General features: G+C 45.2%; 18 protein-coding genes. 3 read left to right on the plus strand and 15 right to left on the minus strand.

Annotated elements, in window-relative coordinates:
- Positions 1–15: 15 nt before the first annotated feature.
- From P9989_RS16650 to P9989_RS16670, 5 genes are all read right to left on the minus strand, one after another.
- On the minus strand, positions 16–1,281 hold the full coding sequence (locus P9989_RS16650; protein ID WP_283075987.1) for an MFS transporter: 1,266 nt from the start codon (positions 1,279–1,281) through the stop codon (positions 16–18).
- Positions 1,282–1,318: 37 nt separating this feature from the next.
- Positions 1,319–2,467 (minus strand): acyl-CoA dehydrogenase family protein, encoded by a 1,149-nt coding sequence (locus tag P9989_RS16655; protein WP_283075988.1) that lies wholly within the window; start codon positions 2,465–2,467, stop codon positions 1,319–1,321.
- 296 nt (positions 2,468–2,763) lie between these two features.
- Positions 2,764–3,684 carry a ketopantoate reductase family protein gene (locus P9989_RS16660; RefSeq protein ID WP_283075989.1) on the minus strand — a complete coding sequence of 307 codons (921 nt, stop codon included), beginning with the start codon at positions 3,682–3,684 and terminating at the stop codon, positions 2,764–2,766.
- Positions 3,681–5,375 (minus strand): sigma-54 interaction domain-containing protein, encoded by a 1,695-nt coding sequence (locus tag P9989_RS16665; protein ID WP_283075990.1) that lies wholly within the window; start codon positions 5,373–5,375, stop codon positions 3,681–3,683. The genes P9989_RS16660 and P9989_RS16665 overlap by 4 nt, the downstream gene beginning before the upstream one ends.
- A gap of 149 nt (positions 5,376–5,524) precedes the next feature.
- Positions 5,525–6,733 carry an acyl-CoA dehydrogenase family protein gene (locus P9989_RS16670; RefSeq protein ID WP_283075991.1) on the minus strand — a complete coding sequence of 403 codons (1,209 nt, stop codon included), beginning with the start codon at positions 6,731–6,733 and terminating at the stop codon, positions 5,525–5,527.
- Positions 6,734–7,142: 409 nt separating this feature from the next.
- Between P9989_RS16670 and rpoN the strand changes: the two genes are divergently transcribed.
- On the plus strand, positions 7,143–8,456 hold the full coding sequence (gene rpoN, locus P9989_RS16675) for an RNA polymerase factor sigma-54 (RefSeq protein WP_283075992.1): 1,314 nt from the start codon (positions 7,143–7,145) through the stop codon (positions 8,454–8,456).
- Between the two features lie 778 nt (positions 8,457–9,234).
- Here rpoN and P9989_RS16680 read toward each other — a convergent pair.
- Positions 9,235–9,909 (minus strand): LuxR C-terminal-related transcriptional regulator, encoded by a 675-nt coding sequence (locus P9989_RS16680; protein WP_283075993.1) that lies wholly within the window; start codon positions 9,907–9,909, stop codon positions 9,235–9,237.
- Between the two features lie 122 nt (positions 9,910–10,031).
- Between P9989_RS16680 and P9989_RS16685 the strand changes: the two genes are divergently transcribed.
- Positions 10,032–10,901 (plus strand): R2-like ligand-binding oxidase, encoded by an 870-nt coding sequence (locus tag P9989_RS16685; protein ID WP_283075994.1) that lies wholly within the window; start codon positions 10,032–10,034, stop codon positions 10,899–10,901.
- 34 nt (positions 10,902–10,935) lie between these two features.
- Positions 10,936–12,138 (plus strand): iron-containing alcohol dehydrogenase, encoded by a 1,203-nt coding sequence (locus P9989_RS16690; protein WP_283075995.1) that lies wholly within the window; start codon positions 10,936–10,938, stop codon positions 12,136–12,138.
- Positions 12,139–12,212: 74 nt separating this feature from the next.
- Here the strand turns inward: P9989_RS16690 and P9989_RS16695 are convergent, their stop codons facing one another.
- From P9989_RS16695 to P9989_RS16735, 9 genes are all read right to left on the minus strand, one after another.
- Positions 12,213–13,427, minus strand: a complete 1,215-nt coding sequence (locus P9989_RS16695) for an ABC transporter substrate-binding protein (protein ID WP_283075996.1) — start codon at positions 13,425–13,427, stop codon at positions 12,213–12,215.
- Positions 13,428–13,519: 92 nt separating this feature from the next.
- Positions 13,520–14,233 (minus strand): ABC transporter ATP-binding protein, encoded by a 714-nt coding sequence (locus P9989_RS16700; RefSeq protein ID WP_390304778.1) that lies wholly within the window; start codon positions 14,231–14,233, stop codon positions 13,520–13,522.
- Positions 14,220–14,984 (minus strand): ABC transporter ATP-binding protein, encoded by a 765-nt coding sequence (locus P9989_RS16705; RefSeq protein WP_283075998.1) that lies wholly within the window; start codon positions 14,982–14,984, stop codon positions 14,220–14,222. Before P9989_RS16705 ends, P9989_RS16700 begins: the two co-directional genes overlap by 14 nt.
- A gap of 2 nt (positions 14,985–14,986) precedes the next feature.
- Positions 14,987–16,024: a branched-chain amino acid ABC transporter permease gene (locus P9989_RS16710; RefSeq protein ID WP_283075999.1), complete on the minus strand. Its 1,038-nt coding sequence runs from the start codon at positions 16,022–16,024 to the stop codon at positions 14,987–14,989.
- On the minus strand, positions 16,024–16,887 hold the full coding sequence (locus tag P9989_RS16715; RefSeq protein WP_283076000.1) for a branched-chain amino acid ABC transporter permease: 864 nt from the start codon (positions 16,885–16,887) through the stop codon (positions 16,024–16,026). The genes P9989_RS16710 and P9989_RS16715 overlap by 1 nt, the downstream gene beginning before the upstream one ends.
- A gap of 103 nt (positions 16,888–16,990) precedes the next feature.
- The gene (locus P9989_RS16720) at positions 16,991–18,664 is read right to left on the minus strand and encodes a long-chain fatty acid--CoA ligase (protein WP_283076001.1); all 1,674 of its coding nucleotides are present in this window, start codon (positions 18,662–18,664) and stop codon (positions 16,991–16,993) included.
- A gap of 100 nt (positions 18,665–18,764) precedes the next feature.
- Entirely contained in the window at positions 18,765–19,553 is a 789-nt protein-coding gene (locus tag P9989_RS16725; RefSeq protein WP_283076002.1) for an SDR family NAD(P)-dependent oxidoreductase, read from the minus strand.
- Positions 19,554–19,584: 31 nt separating this feature from the next.
- Positions 19,585–19,989, minus strand: a complete 405-nt coding sequence (locus P9989_RS16730; RefSeq protein WP_283076003.1) for an acyl-CoA thioesterase — start codon at positions 19,987–19,989, stop codon at positions 19,585–19,587.
- A gap of 80 nt (positions 19,990–20,069) precedes the next feature.
- Positions 20,070–20,639 carry a TetR/AcrR family transcriptional regulator gene (locus tag P9989_RS16735; protein ID WP_283076004.1) on the minus strand — a complete coding sequence of 190 codons (570 nt, stop codon included), beginning with the start codon at positions 20,637–20,639 and terminating at the stop codon, positions 20,070–20,072.
- Positions 20,640–20,646 lie beyond the last annotated feature (7 nt).

Genomic DNA, 20,646 nt, shown 5'->3' on the forward strand with positions numbered 1-20,646 from the left:
TTAGATAATGGTCGGTTACAGGCTTTCTGCCGACTGAGATTCTACCGATTCATCACTTTGCTGGCGGACCGTCGGTTTCACTAAGGTAATAAATAGCACGGCAAAAACGAAAACAAGGACGGCCATAAATAACACAGAAAGGTTATAGCCGAGGATTTCATTCGAGCCTGATAAGTTAATAATAAGCCCGGTAACCATCGGAGCCAGAATACCGGCAATATTACCTGAGGAGGTTAAAATACTGGTCATTAACCCGCCTCTCTCAGGCAGTTCGTTAATCATAATCGTTGGACCAATCGGTAAGATGGCGTATGTTAACCCTTTAGCCACACACATAGCCACGACGGCCCACACCGGGTTCGGAAAAATAATAATCGACGCCAGACATAAGGCACCAACGATCATAGACGCCCCTACGATATAGACTCGCGACACACGCCAGTTTTGATTTTTCTTAAATAGCCGGTCAGATAACGAGGAAACACTCATATAAATGGCTACCGAGGCGATACCGATAATCATAACGCCTATCCCCATTTCCCCCTGTGACATCCCTACGACTTCAATGAGATACACCGGGAGCCAGACGGCAATCCATACGACCAGAATGTATGTTGAGAAGTAAGCTAAAGTCGTAAATAAGGCGGCCTTTGAAACGAGTAATTTGCCAAAATCTTTAAGTCTGATTTTCTCAAGTTTCTTTTTCTTTTTAGCCTTCTCATAAGCTTTCACGGGGGTTTCTTTCGTTAAAAATTGAAAAGCGATCGCCCAGACAACACTTGCCGCACCCAGGCAGGCGAAGGCTACCTTCCACCCCAGCATCGTAATCATCGCAACGAGGAGAGGGGCGATAATCATGGCCCCCACCGTCCCTCCGGAAACGATTACGGAGTTAGCGAAGCCACGGAGTTTAGGCGGAAACCACTTATCCGCATGGCTATAGGCAATCGGGCTGTATGGCCCTTCAAATGCCCCTAGCAGAATGCGATATACCACAAGTAACGGTAAAGCGGCAACAGCTAAAACTCCAAACTGTAACACGGCCCAGACTAGCATGATCACTCCGAGTACTTTCTTGGCGCCAATTTTGTCAGCGTAGGCGGCACCAATAATTCCGGTAACCGGATACAGCCAATAATAGGCGCTTCCGACCAGACCCCATTCGGCATAGGAAAGATCCAAGTCTTCCATAATGGGTACAGCGGCTAGACCGATGATCGATTTATCCGCGAAGTTTATGATCGCTCCAAAAAATAAGATAACGAGAACAACCCAACGCATGTGAATCCCTCTTTTCTACATGGATTTTAAATGGTGATTAATTTTCATCAAGAATACGTCTGGCAATGATTAATCGTTGAATCTCGTTCGTTCCTTCATAGATTTTGGTGATTCGTGCATCACGGTAAAAACGCTCAACAGGATATTCGCCTATGTAACCAATTCCGCCGTGTATCTGCACGGCTTTATCCGCCACTTTGTTGAAAACTTCTGAAGCGAATAGTTTTGCCATGGAGGCTTCTTTAATTACTTTTTTACCATCATCGACTTTCTCGGCCGCCATCATCGTCAAGGTCCGCGCCGCTTCTGTCTCGGTAGCCATGTCCGCCAGCATCCATTGAATCGCTTGGTTATCGGCAATTGGCTTGCCAAACTGCACGCGTTCCTTCGCATAGCTTGCCGAAAGTTCAATCAACTTGTCACACGATCCCACTGCCCTGGCCGCTAACCCAATCCGGCCTTCACCGAGGATTCGAAGCGAATTCTTGTAGCCCATGCCTACTTCGCCAATCACGTTTTCCTCTGGGACGATACAGTTATCAAAAATTACCTGAGCCGTATAGGAACCGCGTAATCCCATTTTCTTATCCTTTTTACCGACGATCAGACCTGGAAAGTCCTTTTCAATTAAAAAGGCTGTAATCCCGCCTTTTGCACCCTTTTCCTTATCTGTTAAAGCAAATACCGTAAATACATCAGCGACAGGTGCGTTGGTAATAAAGTGCTTCGTCCCATTCAGCACCCATTGATCGCCTGTTTTCTCGGCTTGGGTAGATAAATTGGTGGCATCTGAACCTGCCCCTGGTTCTGACAGCGCAAAGGCTGCGATTTTCTTACCGGCCGCCATATCGGGAAGATATTTTTGTTTCAAAGATTCAGAAGCAAGTTTGACTAATCCAGTGCTTCCAATTCCGGTGTGAGCACTGATTAACGAAACAAATCCATTATGAGTTCGGCCGAGCTGCTCCAATACCACCGCTTTGCCGACAGCATTTAGGCCGATACCGCCATATTCTTCAGGAATACTCATGCCAAACAAGCCGAGTTCTTTAGCTTGGTCTACTAAATGCTGAGGAATCTCATCTTCATCTTCAATGGTTTGAGCATAGGGCTCGACTTCATTTTCCACAAAGTTTTTCACCATCGTTTTCATGGCTTGCAATTCATCCGTTACAGCAACTGTCATGTCACAACATCCTTCCTTTTTTATGTTCATGAATAAAGGATGCAACAATCGTGCCAATGATTGATTTTGGATATAAAAAAAGACTGCTTACCGCAGCCTTTCCCCTGTATAACAGTTTCTTCACAGATTGTTATCGTCAAAAAAAGAGTTCCCTTTCGCAAAGTGTAAAGGTGAAAATCATTCAATAACAAATCACTCACCCTCGTTTACAGGAGCCAAAGAACCTTTGACAGTTGACATGGACTTTAATTCAAGAATGAATCATGGGATTCACAATTGAATTAAAGTCCAGCCACTTAGCTCGTTCCTATTTGTTGATTCATAAATGTGAGCGTACTGTAAATCGACTGGAGGGCAGGAACCTCAAGACCTAGCTCATCAGCTCTTCGTACGATAAATCCGCACATGGACTCTACCTCCATCCGTTTGCCTTCCAGACGATCTTGCAGCATCGAAGTCTGATGGGCGCGCGCGTACTCCGCATTGGAAAAAATCTTCTCAACCGTCGGCTCAGGATCCACTGCAATCCCTGCTGCTATCGCGACATCTATGGCTTCAGAACTGATAGTTACAGCCGTTTTCCTCAATCGGGGATCGTCGAGAATCTGGCCTATGCGGGCTCCAGATGCCGCCGATAGTGGATTGAAGGTCACATTCCATAACAGTTTATCCCATTTCCTTTTTAAAATTTGCCCAGAATGCACCGCATCAATTCCTGCTGTCTGAAAGGTTTCAATCACCCTCTCACATGCACTAGATATAGTGGAATCCAGTTCTCCGATCAGCAATTTCACTCTTCCCCGCTGGTGAACTTTACCCGGTGCTTCGACGAAGGCTTGTATATACGTTGCTGCTGATAAGACGCGCTTCTTACCAAAAGTGGCTTCAAGGGTTTCTTCATTGTCCACACCGTTTTGCATGGTCAAAATCAGGGCATCGTCCTGTAATATAGGCAGAAGTTGCTCCGCCATCCGGGCTGTATCATTTGATTTCACACAAAACAAAACGACCTCGGACGCCGCAAGGTCTTCGATATCAGCGGTAAATACTTTCTTGCTATGAACGTTAGCAGTGTCCCCGGCAATGATTAATCCGTGCTTTTGCATCGCTGTCAGGTGCGCCCCTCTGGCTAAAAAAGTAACAGGATGGCCTGCCTTTTCAAGCATACTGCCAAAATAAGACCCTACCGCGCCTGCCCCTGCAACACCAATCTTCATGACGATTCCACTCCTTTTTTACAGTTAAGATTGTACTTCTTCAGTTTTCTCACGATGGTAGGCTGACTCGTCTCTAATGCTTCCGCCAAATCATAGGTGTTATCATATTTCTCCACCGCCAGTGCCAGCACTTGTGCTTCTGTGGTCTCCACCGCTTCCTTTAGCGAAACAATCGCCGCTTGACTGATCGCGGTCTGACTGGATTCCTTATACTCAGGCGGCAGATGCTCCACCTTGATCTCATCCTCTGGGGTCGTGACTACTAACCGTTCGATCAAGTTGGAAAGCTCCCGTAAGTTACCGGGCCATTCATGATTATAAAAGAAATCCTTTAACTTGGAATCGATCACCTTGTTCATCTGATATTTCTCATTCGCCTGATTCAGGAAGAACTGCTGCAGCGGAATAATATCATCACGGCGCTCTTTCAACGGCGGAATCGCCATCGGTAACACATTCAGGCGATAGTATAAATCTTCGCGAAACTCTCCTGTCGCTACCATCTCTTTTACATTACGGTTCGTAGCGGCAATGATCCTGACATCTATCGTTCGCGGCTTCGTGCCGCCGATTCGTTGAATTTCATTTTCTTGCAGAACGCGCAGTAATTTCACCTGCAGCATGAGTGGCAATTCCGCTATTTCATCAAGGAAAAGCACACCCCGATCGGCCATTTCAAACATGCCCGGTTTCCCTTTCCGATTCGCACCGGTAAATGCACCGCTTTCGTAGCCAAATAGTTCGGACTCCAGCAGATCCGGCGGAATCGCCCCACAATTGATTTTAATAAAATCGCCTTGTTTCGAGCGCAGGCTGTGACTATAGATATGCTGAGCCAGAATGTCTTTCCCCACACCTGTTTCCCCAAGGATAAAGACCGTTGCATCAATATTAGCGATTCGATCAGCCGTGTCGTAAATCCGCCTCATGGATTCACTATGAATGACGATGCCATCCAGACGCTCGGGTTTATTTTTAAGCAAGTCCAATTCTCTTTTGTACTTATCATTCAGCTCATTCACCTTGCTTAACTCGGTTTGCAGTTCATTCAAATCGGATAAGTCGCGAATATTCGTGACAACCTTTTCCACTTCTCCTTCTTCATTCAAAACAGGAGCGCCGGTAATTAAGGTTTCTTTGCCAGCATAATTGTCCTGCACGACGGAGACAGTGCGCCGCTGCTGCACTACTTTTTCAGTAACAGAACTTTTCAAGATGCCTCTTTTCATCAAAGCATCCACATGTTTCCCGACATAGTATTCTTTCGGAATTCCGGTAATCCGTTCGATCGCTGAATTCGTTTTCCATGTCACCCCGGTGTGATCCGTAATGTAAATGCCGTCATAGGAATTTTCGATAATGGCATCGAGTTCGCGCGTTAATTTTTTCAGCTGTTTATTCTCATTTTTCAGGGCAGACAACTCTGCGGTTTCGGTTCCAATTAACAGCGTATTTTCTGTATCAGGCCATGAGCCTTGCATAAATACAAACCGTTTCCCATTCTCCCCCACTGCTGTCCTCATTTTCGAATCAAGATCCGTTTCCCATCGTGAAAAAACTTCATTTATGTCGCTGCCTTTAGTCAGTAACCCTGCTGCCTCGACCTGCTGATTATAGGCCAGCACGGCCCCATCTTTATTCAGGATGACAGCCGGAAGAGGGATTTGTTCGACGATCTCAGTAGGAATCATAGTTTCACCTCCTCTTTGAATAAGAAAAACGAAGACTTCCGCTAATCCTTAACGGAAGCTTCGTTTTGCTATAAGAAATAAATTTTACTCTATTCACTTCATTCGCTTCTCTCAGTAAACTCCTGCTTTTTCAGAAGGTGTTCTCGCGGTTACACTTCTTCCTTCGACTGCTCAAATGGCCATACAGGTAAGTTGTTGGATAATGGTTTATCCGAGCGGTATCCGAGCATATACTCCGCTTGCACGATCGTATGAATTTCTCTCGTGCCTTCATAAATGACCGGAGCTTTAGAGTTACGCAGGAACCTCTCCACCGGGTACTCATTAGAGTAGCCATAAGCACCATGAATTTGCACGGCATCATTCGCCGCTTCGTTGGCAAAATCGCAAGCCTGCCATTTCGCTAGCGACGTTTCACGCGTATTTCGTTTCCCTTGATTTTTTAAAGAACCGGCACGGAAAACGAGCAGGCGCGACATCTGATACCCGGCTTCCATTTTCGCAAGCATCTGCTGGACGAGCTGATGTTTGCCGATTTCTTTTCCAAACGTTTTACGTTCATGACAATACTTCACACTTTCTTCGATACAGGCAAGGATCTGGCCACAGGCCCCGGCCGCTACCGTAAACCTTCCATTATCTAAAGCCGCCATTGCGATTTTAAAGCCTTCTCCTTCTCCACCAACCAGGTTTTCTTTCGGTACCTTCACATTGTCAAAAAAGATTTCACCGGTATTCCCTGCTCTGATCCCGAGCTTACCTTTAAATCCCCGGGAAGCGAAGCCTGGCATCGTCCGTTCCACAATAAAGGCGGAGATGCCCTTATGCTTTTTACTTTTATCTGTATAGGCAAAAACGAGAAAGTGGTCCGCGTGGTCACACAGCGAGATCCACGTTTTCTGTCCATTGAGAATATAATGGTCCCCTTCTTTGACGGCCGTGGTCTTTAGGGATGCAACATCAGATCCGGCATTTGGCTCGGTTAATCCAAAGGCCCCGACTTTATCGCCTTTCGCCTGTGCCGTAAGATATTTCTTCTTTTGTGCTTCATTGCCCCACTGTAATAATGTCATACTGTTTAACCCGGTGTGGACGGAGACAGCAGTTCTGAAAGCGGTATCACCACGCTCCAGCTCTTCGCAAACGATCGCCAGTGTATTATAGTCCATGCCGCTCCCGCCGTATTCTTCGGGAATACAAACACCCATTAAGTCAAGATCAGCCAGCCGCTTCATGATGGAAGATTCAAAGTGGCCTTGATCATCCCACTCCTGGATATATGGGTTAATTTCCTTGTCAACAAATTGACGCACCATTTTTCTAACCATTTCCTGTTCTTCTGTTAATTCAAAATCCATCACCATTCATCCCTCCTGAATTTTTTCATGCCATAAAAAAACCAGCCATATCAAATAAACCTTGATACACTGGCTAAGACCCATGTTAAACTCCTTACGCTAATAAGGCCTTCATGGATTCGCAGTTATTCATTGATTCGAGTTCCTCGTGGTTCACTGGTCATGAAAGAGGCGATCTTTCTAGAAGTGAACTTTCTACCCTAATTATATAGTTATTCTAATTTTCTGTCTACATTGAATATTGGAAATGAAATTTCAGCTTGAAACATATATAATGTAGTATAGGAGTATGAGCAGCTTTTAGAACACAGGAAGGTCCGAGAACTTTTTTTCGAATCCTGGTATCGCTTACGCTATGACGGGGCAGGAACGTCGACAAACATGAAAGCGTATTCAAAGGGGTGAAAAAGTGAAGTTAGAGCTTTTACAAAAACAAAAAATGGTCATGACACCTCATTTAAATCAGGCCATTACCATGCTTCAATATAACACAGTGGAAATGGAACAGTTCATTCAGGAAGAATCACTGGAAAATCCGATGATCGAACTGGAAGAGCCTAAACAGGATGTTTCTTTTTCCGAAGATATACCAATGTCCACTTATCAGGCAAAACCGTCTTCTTATATGGAAGAAGACCAACTGGACACGTTAAGCGGGGAAGAAAAATGCTTAACAGACCATTTAAACGATCAGGTATGCTTACTTAATCTGCAGGAAAAAGAGCGAGTTATCCTAAATTATCTGATTCTCAGCCTCGATGAAAACGGATATTTAACGATCTGCTCTGATGAGGCGGCGCGTTTATTGCGAGTATCAGAAGCAGACGTAGAAAACGGGATCAGCTTACTGCAGCAGCTCGAACCAGCCGGTGTGGGTGCGAGAAGTTTACAGGAATGCCTGCTCTTACAATTAGGAGCTTATCATCCCCATGACCAGGCAGCCGAACAAGTCATCTCAGAGCATCTGAACGAGTTAGCCCAACATAATTGGAAGCAACTCGCCAGCCTGCTTGCGATCTCATTGGAACAAGTGAAATCCATAGCACAGCTCATTCAGAGTCTTGATCCAAAGCCTGGTGCTGCTATCTCGCCCCCATCAACCAAGTATCTTGTACCCGATATTATCCTTGAAAAAGTGGCGGGTACGTATACGATCTCGCTTAATGATCGATTTATCCCTGGGATTAGGTTGAATAAACAGTACTCTAATTACTTAGGGCAGAATAACGATGCTTCCGCTTATCTTTCGAAGCATTACCAGCGATACATGTGGCTCTTAAAGAGCATAGAACAACGACGCACCACCATTGTCAACGTGACGAAAGTGATCATTGAGAAACAAATGGATTTTCTGGAAACGGGAAATATGGGAGCGCTTCAACCGATGACGATGAAGGATGTGGCAGAGGAAATCGATGTTCATGAATCGACCGTGAGCCGAGCCACGAAAAATAAAGTGATACAAACACCTAAAGGAACCTATGAGCTTCGCCTGTTCTTTACTTCTAAACTGGGGGAAAATGAAGATGGCACATCGTCGGCCAAGGTGAAAACTTTGTTAAAACAACTCATTACTAGTGAAAATAAAAAAAGACCGCTTTCGGACCAGAAAATATCAGACCACTTTAAAAATGAGGAAGACGTGAAAGTATCCAGAAGGACCATTGCTAAGTATCGGGAAGAATTAAGGATTTTGCCGTCCTCAAGGCGCAAAGAAATCTAATGGGAATTAATTGTCCTGGTCAAGATTATCTGACCAGGACTTTTCATTTCCATCTATTTGAATCAATTTCATAATTGCTCTTTTTAATACGCCAAAGACTGGTAGAATATAAGGCTCTTTTCCGTAAAGGTTCAAAATGGATTCTTATCCAGCAGATTTTAATTTCGGTTTATAAAGAAGTTCGATCACTTTGTATCAGCGTTGCTTCACAATCGCCTCCTTATCCTGAAGACTCAACTTCGAAACATTTGGGTCCGTTACGTTATAGTGAACCTGGAGTGTTTCCGTTCTTCTAACAAACATAAGGAGGTCCGGGAAATTGCGAGACTCCTGTGGGATGAACATGACAGGTGAGATCCTGGAGGACAGAGTCCGAGGAGGCTCAGCATTTAGAGGATGTTCGGCTAAAAACGAAACGTCCTGTGGGGCCACGGAAAGCAATTGATTTCCCGAATCTCCTTCTCCATCCACGGCAACGGAAACATCCCCACAAGTATTTCAAAATCGAGTATTCCGCAAAATCCTGCCCTTAACGTAATAAAATTATTTCATCCTGCTTGACTAGACTCGGGGAGGTACTTCCTTTTTACGTTTTAAATCTCTTGGGGCACAGGGGGCTTAAATTATGAAATTGATTCATTTATTAATTCTTTTTCTTTAAGTGGCAAAGGGTCTGTTACTTAAGAACAAAGGCACCTCCCCCTCCTTTGTATGATGGCAGGTCATCTTAGCAGGTGACATACCACGAATCCTGCGGGTTTGTTCAAGTGACCGCCTCTTAATGAATCAAACCTAACCGAATCGCCTCGGCGATCCCCTGTCCTCGATGTTTTACTTTCAATTTCTTCAAAGCTGAACCTACGTAGTCCCTTACCGTAAAGGGACTGATGCCAAGCAGCACGGCAATTTCTTTGATCGAATAGCCGTAGGCTATTTGTTGCAACGCCTCTGTCTCTCGTTTGCTGAGGGCGACTGTCTGATCATAGGGTTCATACAGAAGCTGCCCCAAACATTTTCCATAATGCTCAAGGGGTGACAGTAAACTTTTAGTCAATGAACCAGTTCCTGTGTATCTGTCCAGAAAAATAGTGCCAACGACGGTAGAACACTGCATAACGGGAACGATGATTAAGGATGACAGGTTAAAACGATTTACATATTTGTCTGGAAAACCTGCATGGCTGACGAGTGCTGCCCGTTTGGTGTGGACGACTGAGTGAACAGCCGGGATCTCACGGACATCTTCCCGAATATCACCCAAAGTATAGGTTCCTGAAGCATCGATCCTAATCATGCTTTCACCTATGAAAGTCAGAGGCGAGTAAGCAAACAATGACACACGTAAAAAGGGAAACAACTCAATAAACCCTCGAACAGCTTCCTGCACCTTTTTATCGTGTGATTCTCGAGGATTGATTTCCTTAATATAATTGGTAATCAATTCAGCATTCATCCATTCTCCCCCTACATTTTCAGGAATGTAAACGAGCTGAGGCTTGTACTATGATGGTTGTAAGTGCTTACATTTTACCAGTAATGGTCAGTAAATTCAAAATTATGTAAAGGGGCTGGGTGATGAGGAAACAAATGCTGACGACAAGTCCACGCGGAATTCAGGAGGATTCTTTCCCGTTTCGGTTGTATCAAAAGGCCAAACGACTAGGAGTATGGGATCCCCGCGATATTGATTTTAGCCAGGATAAAGAAGATTGGCAGACATTAACAAAACCACAACAGCAATCTGTTTTAAGATTGATCTCTCAATTCCAGGCAGGTGAAGAAGCCGTTACGCTGGATCTGCTGCCCGAGATGATGCTTATCGCTAAACAGGGCCGCATTGAAGAAGAAATGTTTTTAACAACTTTTCTATTTGAGGAGGCCAAGCATACCGAGTTTTTCCGTATCGTATTGAACGTAATCGATGAGCGGGAAGACCTTTCCCACTTTCATACGGAAACATACAGGCAGATTTTTTATGAGATTTTACCCGAAGCTATGAATCGGCTTCGTACGGACGAGTCACCTGAAGCACTCGCTGAGGCTGCCGTTGTGTATAACATGTTTGTCGAAGGTGTCCTGGCGGAGACGGGGTACTGGTCCTTCTATCGAATGCTGGATTCATTTGGGAAAATGCCTGGCCTCATGAAAGGCATCGAATATTTAAAGCGGGATGAATCGAGACATATTGCCTATGGAACCTTTTTGCTGCAGCGTCTTGTGTGTGAGCATCCCCACTTATACGATCATATCACACGGAAATTGAACGAACTTGCGCCGTTGTCCTTACAATTAAACCAAGAAGGAGCAGAGCATTCCGCTTATGATACTCCACTCGAAGAAACCGTTCAGTTTTCCCAGAATCAGTTATCCCTTCGTCTTGAAAAGATTGCCCGCGCACGAGGGAAAACCATAGAGGAACTCTATAAACCAAAAGAAATTGTGTAAAAGGATGAGCTAAACTAAAAAAGAGGGTGATGAAATGGTAACGTCGAATTTTGAGTTCTCTGTCCGAACCGTCGTGCATAACGGAGCTGGTTCCCGTTCAAAGCTTTCTGACTTGATTAAAGGGCTTGGCGGGAAAAAAGTTATCTTATTTACCGATCAAGGGTTGACTAAAGCGGGAGTAACTGGAAAAGTTACAAGGTTGATTGAACAGGTGCCAGGTAATATCGAGCTCGCAGGAGTTTTTGATGAAATTGTCCAGGATGCTAAATCAACTGTGATAAACAAAGGTGCCCAGTTTTTCAAAGAAAAAGATGCTGACGTTCTAGTAGCCCTTGGAGGAGGCAGTGTACTGGACACCGTCAAGGCAGTGAAGTGGATGCTTCATAACCAATTCTCAGACATCCATGACGCCCTTGCTGGAAATACATTCGAAGCCTGGCCTCAGGCTCAGCCGATCCCTATCCCCCATGTGGCCATTCCAACTACAGCGGGTACTGGGGCTGAGGTCTCACCGATTTCGGTCGTCTTTAACGAAAAGACGGATTTGAAAGTGAGCATCATCAATCCGTTTATAAATGCAGATTTAGCTCTCCTAGACCCGGAACTAACCGTTGGATTACCAGCTGACATAACTGCATTCACCGGATTTGATGCCTTGACGCACGCTATTGAAGCATATTTCTCTCCACAAGCCAACGCGATGACTGATGCTTATGCTCTACAATCGACAAAAATGATTAAAGACAATATTGCTGACGCTGTGCATGAAGGAGAGAATATAGAAGCCAGAGGCAACATGCTGACGGCCAGCTGCATGGCCATCTCAGCCTTCAGCCTCTCCCTGAACGCAATACCTGTTCACAATATTGCCCATGCCCTGGGAGCAAGATATGGGATTCCTCATGGTCTTGCAAATGCTGTCCTGCTTCCAAGTGTTATGGAAAATCTAGCTCCTATGTATCTGCCAAGAGTCAAAGGTTTTGCAGAGGCTCTACAAATTGAAAATATCTCGGAATCCCCTAAGCAATGCCTGGAACAAGTCACTACGTATATTCGCAGCCTTAGAAGCCATATCGGGCTTGCCAGCACGTTTAAAGGGATAAACATAGACGTGAAGGATATCGAGGCGATCGTTACGGCTGTCCACTCTGATCCTTCTGGAATCGCTTTCCGCATCCCAGAGGATAGTATTAGGGAGGTTGTGAAAGAAGTAGCGGGATCTGGGGTAAAGTCGTAGCTGCTGTTTCTGACATAGTATAAAGAAAAGGCTCAAATCCTCAAGCCAGAGGATCTGAGCCTTTTTCTTACTCTCTATTGCTCCATTTCAATCGGTACAATTTCTCCTTCTTCCACAGCGGCGACTCTTGAATCTGTTATAAATCCGCCATCTTCGCCAATTCCCTTAATCGTGTACACTTGTTTCTCTTTTGGTATTTGTTTAATCCCCTCGTCCATATGCGCACGAATGGCTTTTGGATCATCTACGGTGCCCGCTGCTTTCATCGCTTCCATAAAAATATAAGTTGCGATGTAATGGAAGCCTGCCTCTGACCCAGGGGTTTCACCGAATTTTTCTTTATACTTCTCGACGAATTCAGGGGTACCTGGGTAATCAGCGTTAACGAGCGGCATAACCCCAATCGCTCCTTCAAACGTTTCGTACGTTCCAGTAATACTCTTCATTTCATCAAGCTTCGCCTGGTCCATAATGATAAAACCGCCATCAAAGCCCAGTTTTCTGGCTTGTTCAGCTAGTTTTGCTGTTGGTTCAGACGGACCGCCGATGAATAAGACATCTGGATTCTTTTTTAAAGCATTGGTCACCATCGTAAAGAAATCCGTATCCTTGGAAAAATCAACAGAAGAATTGTACACCACTTGTCCGCCTTGCTCTTTCCAATAAGGCAGTAACGTTTCGGTCCAGTCCTTGCCGTACTGTGAGGCTGTCGGCAAGGCAGCTAGCTTCTTGCCAAACCGTTCCATCGAATAAGTCGTGAATGGTTCCATATAACCATCATAGCGAGGAGGAATCCTAACAGTCAGGGAGTTCCCCGCCTCAGTAATAGCCGGTTCACTCGTATAGGCCGCAATGATAAATTCCTCTCTTTCATTGAACACCTGCATCGCCTTCACGCCACCACTGTGCGGGGTAAAGATGATGGGTGTCTGGCTTTCCTGAATTAAGCGTTTCGCGTTGGCAGCCGTCTCGTTCGGCAAATATTTGTCATCAAGGGCTACCACGTTCATTTTATATGTCTGACCATCAATCTCGAAGCCGCCGTTCTGATTAATTTCCTCGACAGCCATTTTCATCCCGTTTAACGTCCGTTCACCGTAGTAAGCAGCCGGGCCGCTTAATGGACCACTATACCCAATGTTGACAACTTTTTCTCCCTCTTTCGTTGAAGGTTCTGTTGTATCCTCTTCACTACTCGCCGCATCGTTCGAAGGATTTTCGATACACCCGGCTAAAACAAACACAATCGCTAACAACATTAGAAACGCTAACAGTCTCAGTTTTCGCACATTGATTTCCCCCTTAATAAGTGGTGTATAGGCCAATCAGTTCCACACAGCCATTCCAAGATCTGCTCCTCCTTTTGACAAACAATCTATCGTCAGGCACCGATATATGCCTTTCGAACTTCATCATTTGTTAGTAGCTCTTGTGATGTACCCTGAACGACGATGGATCCACTTTCGAACACATAACCTCGATCGGCAATTCGTAAAGCAGCGTTGGCATTTTGTTCAGCTAACAGCACGGTCGTGCCCTCCTGATTAATCTTTTCAATCACATCAAACATTTGCTCCACAATCAGGGGAGCCAGTCCAATCGAAGGCTCATCTAACAAAATTAGTTTCGGCATCGACATTAATGATCTGCCGATCGCAAGCATTTGCTGCTGCCCTCCACTTAACGAGCCGGCAGCGTTTTCTTTCTTTTCATGCAGTATCGGAAATAATTCGTACACATGCTGTAAGGACTGTTTGACTGCTTGTTTCTTTTTCCGATGCACATACGCCCCCATAATTAAATTCTCGTACACAGTCATTCTCGGGAAAAGCTTTCGATCTTCGGCACATTGGACGATGCCAGCCTGCACGATTCGTTCAGGAGATTTCCCCCCTATAGCAGTCCCCTCAAATTCAATGCTTCCTGCGCTAGGCTTCTCAAGGCCGCTAATCGCTTTAAACGTCGTACTTTTTCCGGCACCATTTGACCCTAGTAAAACAACCAGTTCACCATTCCCTACTTCTATATCTACCTCCTGGATCGCTGCGTAACTGCCATACTTGACAGATAACCCTGAGAGTTTAAGCACTCGCATCCCCTCCTAAATACGCTTCGATCACAGCCTGATTACTCATAATCTCCTCAGCCGTACCTTCTGCGATCTTTTCCCCGTAATTCAAAACCATAATATGATCAGCCAGTTTCATAATCATTTTCATCTTGTGCTCGATCAAACAAACCGTGATGCCCCGAGCTGCCATCTTATTCATGAGTTCGGCAAGCCCCTCTGTTTCTTCCGGATTAATCCCGGCTGCCGGTTCGTCAAGAAATACCACTTCCGGGTCGGTAGCAAGTGCGAGGGCAAAGGCCACCCGCTTTTTTTCCTCTTGAGTAATGCTTCCAGCCAGTTGATCTGCTACCTGCGTTAACCCGACGAACTCTAGAACTTCCATCGCCTTGTCGCGGCACCTTTGTTCTTCTCGTTTATACCGTTTCGTCCGTAAAATCGCATCGAACAATGTTGAGTTTGTTCGTAAACGATGGCCGACAATCACGTTATCGATCACCGTTGACTGTTCAAATAAATTTGTCGTTTGAAAAGTTCGTGCCACCCCAAGCTCGGCAATTTTATTGGGGGGAAGTTTCGTAATGTCTTTATCGTTATAAAGCACTTGCCCCGAGCTTGGCGAATGTGTACCACTAATCAAATTAAAAAATGTTGACTTCCCCGCCCCATTCGGACCAATGATTGCATTGATTTTCCCTTTTTCAATTGAAAAATCAACCTGATTTACAGCAACTAACCCACCAAATTGCTTCGTTAACTGTTTCGTTTCCAAGAACAAAACTATCCCTCCTTCACCTTTTTCTCAGACGTCTGCTCATGAACATAAGCATCTTTCCCCTTCTTCTGCTTTCTTGAAGGCGTTTGTTTCTTTTTACTCGCCAGTTTCGTCATCCAGTCATGAAGAGCTCCCGCGATTCCTCTCGGATAAAAAATGATCAGGAGCGTTAAGAGCGGTCCGAAGATCAGCATCCGATAATCCTGCAGAAATTGCAGGGACTGGGATACGGTAACAACTAAGAAGGTGCCGACAATTGGACCGGCCAGGGTACCGATTCCTCCCACAAGCAAGTAGGTCAGCAAATCAAAAACAATCGTAATGTAGGCAATATCTGGGCCGAGAAATCGGATGAATGAAGCATACAAGGCGCCGGCAAGCCCTGCAAAAAAAGTAGACAGTACAAAGGCCAGCAGCTTGGCTTTCATCGTTGAAATCCCGATCGTCTGGGCTAGTTCTTCACTATTTCGAATGGCGATGAAGGCGCGTCCAGACAGTGAATGAATAATTCGGTACATCACAAAGATGGTTAGTAAAAGAAAAAATAGGATGAGATAGTATTGTGAGAGTGGATTCTGGAAGGAAATTGGACCAATGCTTGCAGGTGCGGGAATACCAATCAAGCCGCGTACCCCTCCTGTTAAGCCATCCCATTTGTCAATAACGAGATAAATAATGTAACCGACACATAGTGTATAAATGGCAAAGAAGTGTTCTTTCGTCCTTAAAGCAACAAGGCCGACTAAAAAGCCGATTGCGCTCGTAATCACACAAGCTAGGACGAAGGCGAGCCAGTAATTAAGTCCAGCTTTAACCGTTAACAACCCTAACGAGTAAGCGCCGATGGCAAAAAATCCTGCCTGGGCTAATGATAAATACCCTGTATACCCTGCTAGTAAATTTAGTCCGTAAACAGCAATCATCCAAATAAACGCCAAGGTCAGGATGTGAAGCATATAAAGATTCGAGGTGATAAATGGAAACACACACGCCGCGGCAATTAACCCGACGATCGTAATTCTTTTTCCTAGAAGTGATGTCATTAGAATCCCTCCCTGGAAAATAATCCTTTAGGCTTGATGGATAAAATCACAACTAACAAAACAAATGCAATGATGTCACTATATTCACCCGAAATATACGTAGCCCCAAGGCTTTCGCTGAACCCGATAATGTAACCGCCGATAATCGCTCCAGGGATACTGCCCATCCCGCCAAGGATAATGATGACAAATGCTTTTAAAATAACGAGGTGTCCCATCCCAGGAAAAACGAGATTAATAGGTGCAGACAGGGAAGCGGCGATCGCGGCCAAACCTCCGGAGATCATAAACGTTAACATGGCGACTTTGTTTGTATTAATGCCTACAAGGTGAGCGCCTTCGCGATTTTGCGCCATGGCAATAATCGTTGAGCCGATGAAGGTCTTTTTCAAAAACAAGTACAGAAATATCATGACAGAGATGGCTCCAACGTTAATCAGAATTCGCTGCATCGTAAACGTGACGCCGAATACATTGATCACCTGGCCATAAGGGGTGTCCATGGAGCGATAATCGGCTCCCCAAATGATCTGAGCCAATGCTTCGAGAAATAGCAGTATCCCGATGGCTGCAATTTTGTCATGGATTGGAGGAGCATCGCGTAACGGATGAAATACTAATCGATCCATTAAAACACCCAGTATTCCAACGACGAGTACGGAAATGGCGATCGCGAGCCAATAGTGAAATCCCCATAACAGCATCGTGGTTAAGGTGACATAGGCTCCGAGCATATACAACGCGCCATGAGCAAAGTTAGGAATATGAAGAATTCCATATACGAGGGTTAATCCTAATGCAACAAGACTGTAGACACTTCCAATGGTTAACCCATTAAACAATTGCTGGATTAAAATATCCATACAGCTTTCCCCCTTTCTAAATATGCAAGGTCAGATTCACTGCAGCACCTTTTATCGGAGGAAGATCCTCTGACCTTATGCAAACTGTGTCAGGCAAGCGGTCTTATTTATTCAGCTTTTCTACCTTGTCCTGCTCCTGTTCCTGGAGCTTACGCCAAAGAATTTTGCCACTATTTGTCGTTGGAAACTCCTTTTTAAACTCAACAAGCCGAGGATATTTGTATGCCGCCATATGCTGCTTGGCCCATTCAATAATGTCCTGCTCTGATATTTGTCCCGCAAACTGATCGTGCAAAATGACAAAAGCTTTGATGTTCTCGCCCTTGCGCGGATCCGGAACGCCCACTACACATGCCTGCTTAATCGCTTCATGGTCATACAAATGTGATTCCACCTCGGTTGGCCAGACGTTATAACCTGAAGCGTTGATCATTCGTTTGACCCGGTCGACCATAAAGTAATACCCTTCCTCATCAACACGTCCAATATCGCCCGTTCGGAAAAACGATTTGCCCTCGATTTCAATAAACGCACTCTCATTTTCGTCTTCACGATTGTAGTAGCCGACCATGATTTGCGGACCATGAACGACAATTTCCCCGATTTCACCGGTGGCCACTTCTTCCTGTGTAGCCGGATCAATGATGCGGGAATCAACATCAAAAGAAGGGATGCCTAAACATTGCATTTTCGGGCGATCAGGTGGATTAAAGTGCGTTTGTGCAATTGTCTCCGATAGACCGTACCCTTCTGCAAATTCCAACCCAGTTAAGTGGTAAAGCTTTTCTCCAATGGCTTTCGGGACAGCTGCTCCTCCTCCAGAAATACCCTGCAAGGAAGTTAAATCCTCAGACTTTACGTCAGGATTAGCGAGAAAATCGATAAGCATCGTACTGATCGTTACCCAGTGAGTGCATTGCTGTTCCTTGATCAGTTTTCGGGCCGTTTCACGATCCCAACGTGTCATCAGCACCATCGTACTGCCCGCAAAAATCGGCATATGCATGCTGTGTACCATGCCCGTTACATGGAACAGGGGAAGTGTGGCCAGGCTCTTAGAGCGGGTCGTTGAACGTGACCAATAGAACGCACCAACAGTGTTGGCCTGAACGGTTCGGCTTGTATGCATGCAGCCTTTTGGAAGCCCGGTAGTCCCCGACGTATAAGGCAGCACAGCCAGGTCATCCGCTCCAGACGTAAACTCCTCTGGCTGAATCCCTTGCTGTATAACCTCCTTCCATAAGTGGTATTCATGCTCGAACGTTTTCCTTTTTGCAGCGACTTCGGCTGGCAGCTCCCCGTCAAACCGATCCCCTATATAATCCGAATAGGCAGCCAGTACTACATGTTTTAGTGCGGTCGTTTCAAGTAAAGGATGAACCTCTTCGATCAGCTCCTGACCGATCAGGCCAGTGGTAATACCACAGTCCTTTACATAGAATTCCAGTTCATTCGCCTTCAGCATAGGATTGATCGGCACTACAACAGCCCCGGCGCGCAGAATCGCATAATAGCTGATAACGAACTGAGGTGAATTTTGCATAAAAAGCAAAATCTTCTCACCCTCGGAAACTTGCAAATCCTGCTGCAAATACCCAGCTAATGCATCTACTTCCTCTAGCAATTGATGATAGGTTAAGGTATAGCCGTAGTAATAAATCGCCTCATGGTCAGGATAGCGAACCGCTGAAACACTGAGATTATCATAGAGCGAAGTCTCAGGTACCGTGATTGACTTCGTTAACTTTGGCCAGAATTCAAAGTGGCTAGTCTGCATGAGATCTCTCCTTTGTTGATAGAATCACAATATTGTAAACGCTATCATTTTTGAATATAATTAATATTCAGTTAATTTGAATGGATAGCTTTACTCTTTCTTACTTAATCAGCCAGCCTCCGTCTACTAACAGATCTGATCCTGTCATGTAAGACGCTTCCTGTGAAGCCGCAAACGTAATAACGCGGGCGATTTCTTCCGGCTTTCCCACCCGACTTAGAGCTGTATTTCGCTGAATCGCTTCTTCAAATCGTTTGTTTTTCAATCCCTCAGCAGTTAAAGGCGTTTCTGCAAACCCCGGTGAAACTGAATTGACGCGGATCCCGTGTGGTGCAAACTCTAAGGCAAGCGCTTTTGTAAAATTAATCACAGCCGCTTTAGACGAGCTGTAATGAGGGATTTTCGCTCCTGCCTTATGGCCGGACAACGAAGCTACATTCACAATAGCGCGGTTGGCTGCAGGATCCGTCTGCCCTGCGTTTTCACTAGCTTCAATCATCACTGGCCCCAGCACTTTCGAGACAAGAAATACACTTTTCACATTGGTTTCCTGGATGCGGTCCCATTCATCAGCATCCATGTCTAAGATGGAAGATTTCCCTGAAGAACCGGCGTTATTTACGACCACATGAAGATCCCCATATTCCTGCTTGATCAACTTCCCAAGCTGTTCCATCTCTTCTTCTTTTGTAACATCTGCTTGAAAGACCGTGGCCGCAGGTTCCGCTGCCGAACTGTTTATGGCATCCACAACCCTTTCCAGTTTCGAGCGAGTTCGTCCGACGAGAATGACCTTTGCCCCTTCATTTGCCAGTTGAATCGCTGTTTGTTCTCCAATGCCGCTTCCCGCACCGGTAACAACAGCAATGGCGTTCTTAAATCTACCCATTGATTCTCCTCCCTTCCTTACACCATTCGGCCTAATTGGTAACGAGGCGTCCCGTTAATATCTCCCTGAGGTCTTCGGATATCGGTTCACTTTTTTGCTCCTTGTAATTGAAACAAACGATCGCTGCTTCTGCCTTAGCGATGACAACTCCACTATCCGCTGCCTTAATCTCGTGATGGAATCGAAAACTTTTCGTCCCTACATAGGATATCCATGTCGACACCTTCAGTATTTGTCCAAAATACGCCTGGCTCAGGAAATCACACTTCGTTGAAGCGATAATGAACCGGCCTAACGTTTCTGAATGATCCGGTAAAACGTCTTCAAAGAACTTCCCCCGCGCTTCCTCTAAATAGATGAAGTAGCTCGTATTGTTAACGTGGCCGGCCGTATCGGTTTCACAAAATCTCACTCTAACCTCGCATTCATGGTTCACTGCCTTTCCCTCCTTCCACAAGCTGACCAACCGGTTGGTATCCTAATGGGACAAGAACTCCCTGGGGACGTTACTTTTGGCTAATCAGCTTGATTGATTCCGTTTAAAATCATTTCCAGGTAAATCGTCGTTAATTCTTCTTCCGACACGTCACCTTCAGGGTTGAACCAATAATAACTCCAGTTCGCTACTCCAAGAATACCGCGGGTAATCATATCAGGGTTCAAATCATGTTTAAACACGCCCTTGCTGATCCCCTCCTCTACCACGGCTTGTAAGTTTTTGCGAAACTGATCGCGCTTTGTCATCGTCTGTTCGAGGTACTCAGGGCCGAGGTTTCGCATCTCGCGAAAGAATATCCTGGCACTGCCTCTGCGCCCCCTAATGCTGTGAATCAACATATACACGATGTCCCGCAGCTTCGCATGGCTGTCTTTTGATGCATCGTGAATAATCTCCTCCTGCTGACTCAGCAAATATTCGATAAAATTAAGATGAATATCTCTTAGCAGCTCTTGTTTACTTTTGAAATAGTAATAGTACGTTCCCTTCGTGACGCTGAGATCATCGACAATATCTTGAATAGATGTTTCCGTGAAGCCCTTTTTATCAAATAAATGAATGCATGTATCGATAATTTTCTGTTTCATATCCGCT

It is taken from the genome of Halobacillus naozhouensis, assembly GCF_029714185.1.
GTDB classification, from domain to species: domain Bacteria; phylum Bacillota; class Bacilli; order Bacillales; family Halobacillaceae; genus Halobacillus_A; species Halobacillus_A naozhouensis.

Excerpts from the sequence above, each read along its gene's own strand:
- P9989_RS16665 (WP_283075990.1), bottom strand. The coding sequence starts at position 5,375 with ATGATTCCTACTGAGATCGTCGAACAAATCCCTCTTCCGGCTGTCATC.
- P9989_RS16685 (WP_283075994.1), top strand. The coding sequence starts at position 10,032 with ATGAGGAAACAAATGCTGACGACAAGTCCACGCGGAATTCAGGAGGAT.
- P9989_RS16650 (WP_283075987.1), bottom strand. The coding sequence starts at position 1,281 with ATGCGTTGGGTTGTTCTCGTTATCTTATTTTTTGGAGCGATCATAAAC.
- P9989_RS16700 (WP_390304778.1), bottom strand. The coding sequence starts at position 14,233 with ATGCGAGTGCTTAAACTCTCAGGGTTATCTGTCAAGTATGGCAGTTAC.
- P9989_RS16670 (WP_283075991.1), bottom strand. The coding sequence starts at position 6,733 with ATGGATTTTGAATTAACAGAAGAACAGGAAATGGTTAGAAAAATGGTG.
- P9989_RS16720 (WP_283076001.1), bottom strand. The coding sequence starts at position 18,664 with ATGCAGACTAGCCACTTTGAATTCTGGCCAAAGTTAACGAAGTCAATC.
- P9989_RS16710 (WP_283075999.1), bottom strand. The coding sequence starts at position 16,024 with ATGACATCACTTCTAGGAAAAAGAATTACGATCGTCGGGTTAATTGCC.
- P9989_RS16680 (WP_283075993.1), bottom strand. The coding sequence starts at position 9,909 with ATGAATGCTGAATTGATTACCAATTATATTAAGGAAATCAATCCTCGA.
- P9989_RS16735 (WP_283076004.1), bottom strand. The coding sequence starts at position 20,639 with ATGAAACAGAAAATTATCGATACATGCATTCATTTATTTGATAAAAAG.
- P9989_RS16655 (WP_283075988.1), bottom strand. The coding sequence starts at position 2,467 with ATGACAGTTGCTGTAACGGATGAATTGCAAGCCATGAAAACGATGGTG.
- P9989_RS16660 (WP_283075989.1), bottom strand. The coding sequence starts at position 3,684 with ATGAAGATTGGTGTTGCAGGGGCAGGCGCGGTAGGGTCTTATTTTGGC.
- P9989_RS16715 (WP_283076000.1), bottom strand. The coding sequence starts at position 16,887 with ATGGATATTTTAATCCAGCAATTGTTTAATGGGTTAACCATTGGAAGT.
- P9989_RS16690 (WP_283075995.1), top strand. The coding sequence starts at position 10,936 with ATGGTAACGTCGAATTTTGAGTTCTCTGTCCGAACCGTCGTGCATAAC.
- P9989_RS16725 (WP_283076002.1), bottom strand. The coding sequence starts at position 19,553 with ATGGGTAGATTTAAGAACGCCATTGCTGTTGTTACCGGTGCGGGAAGC.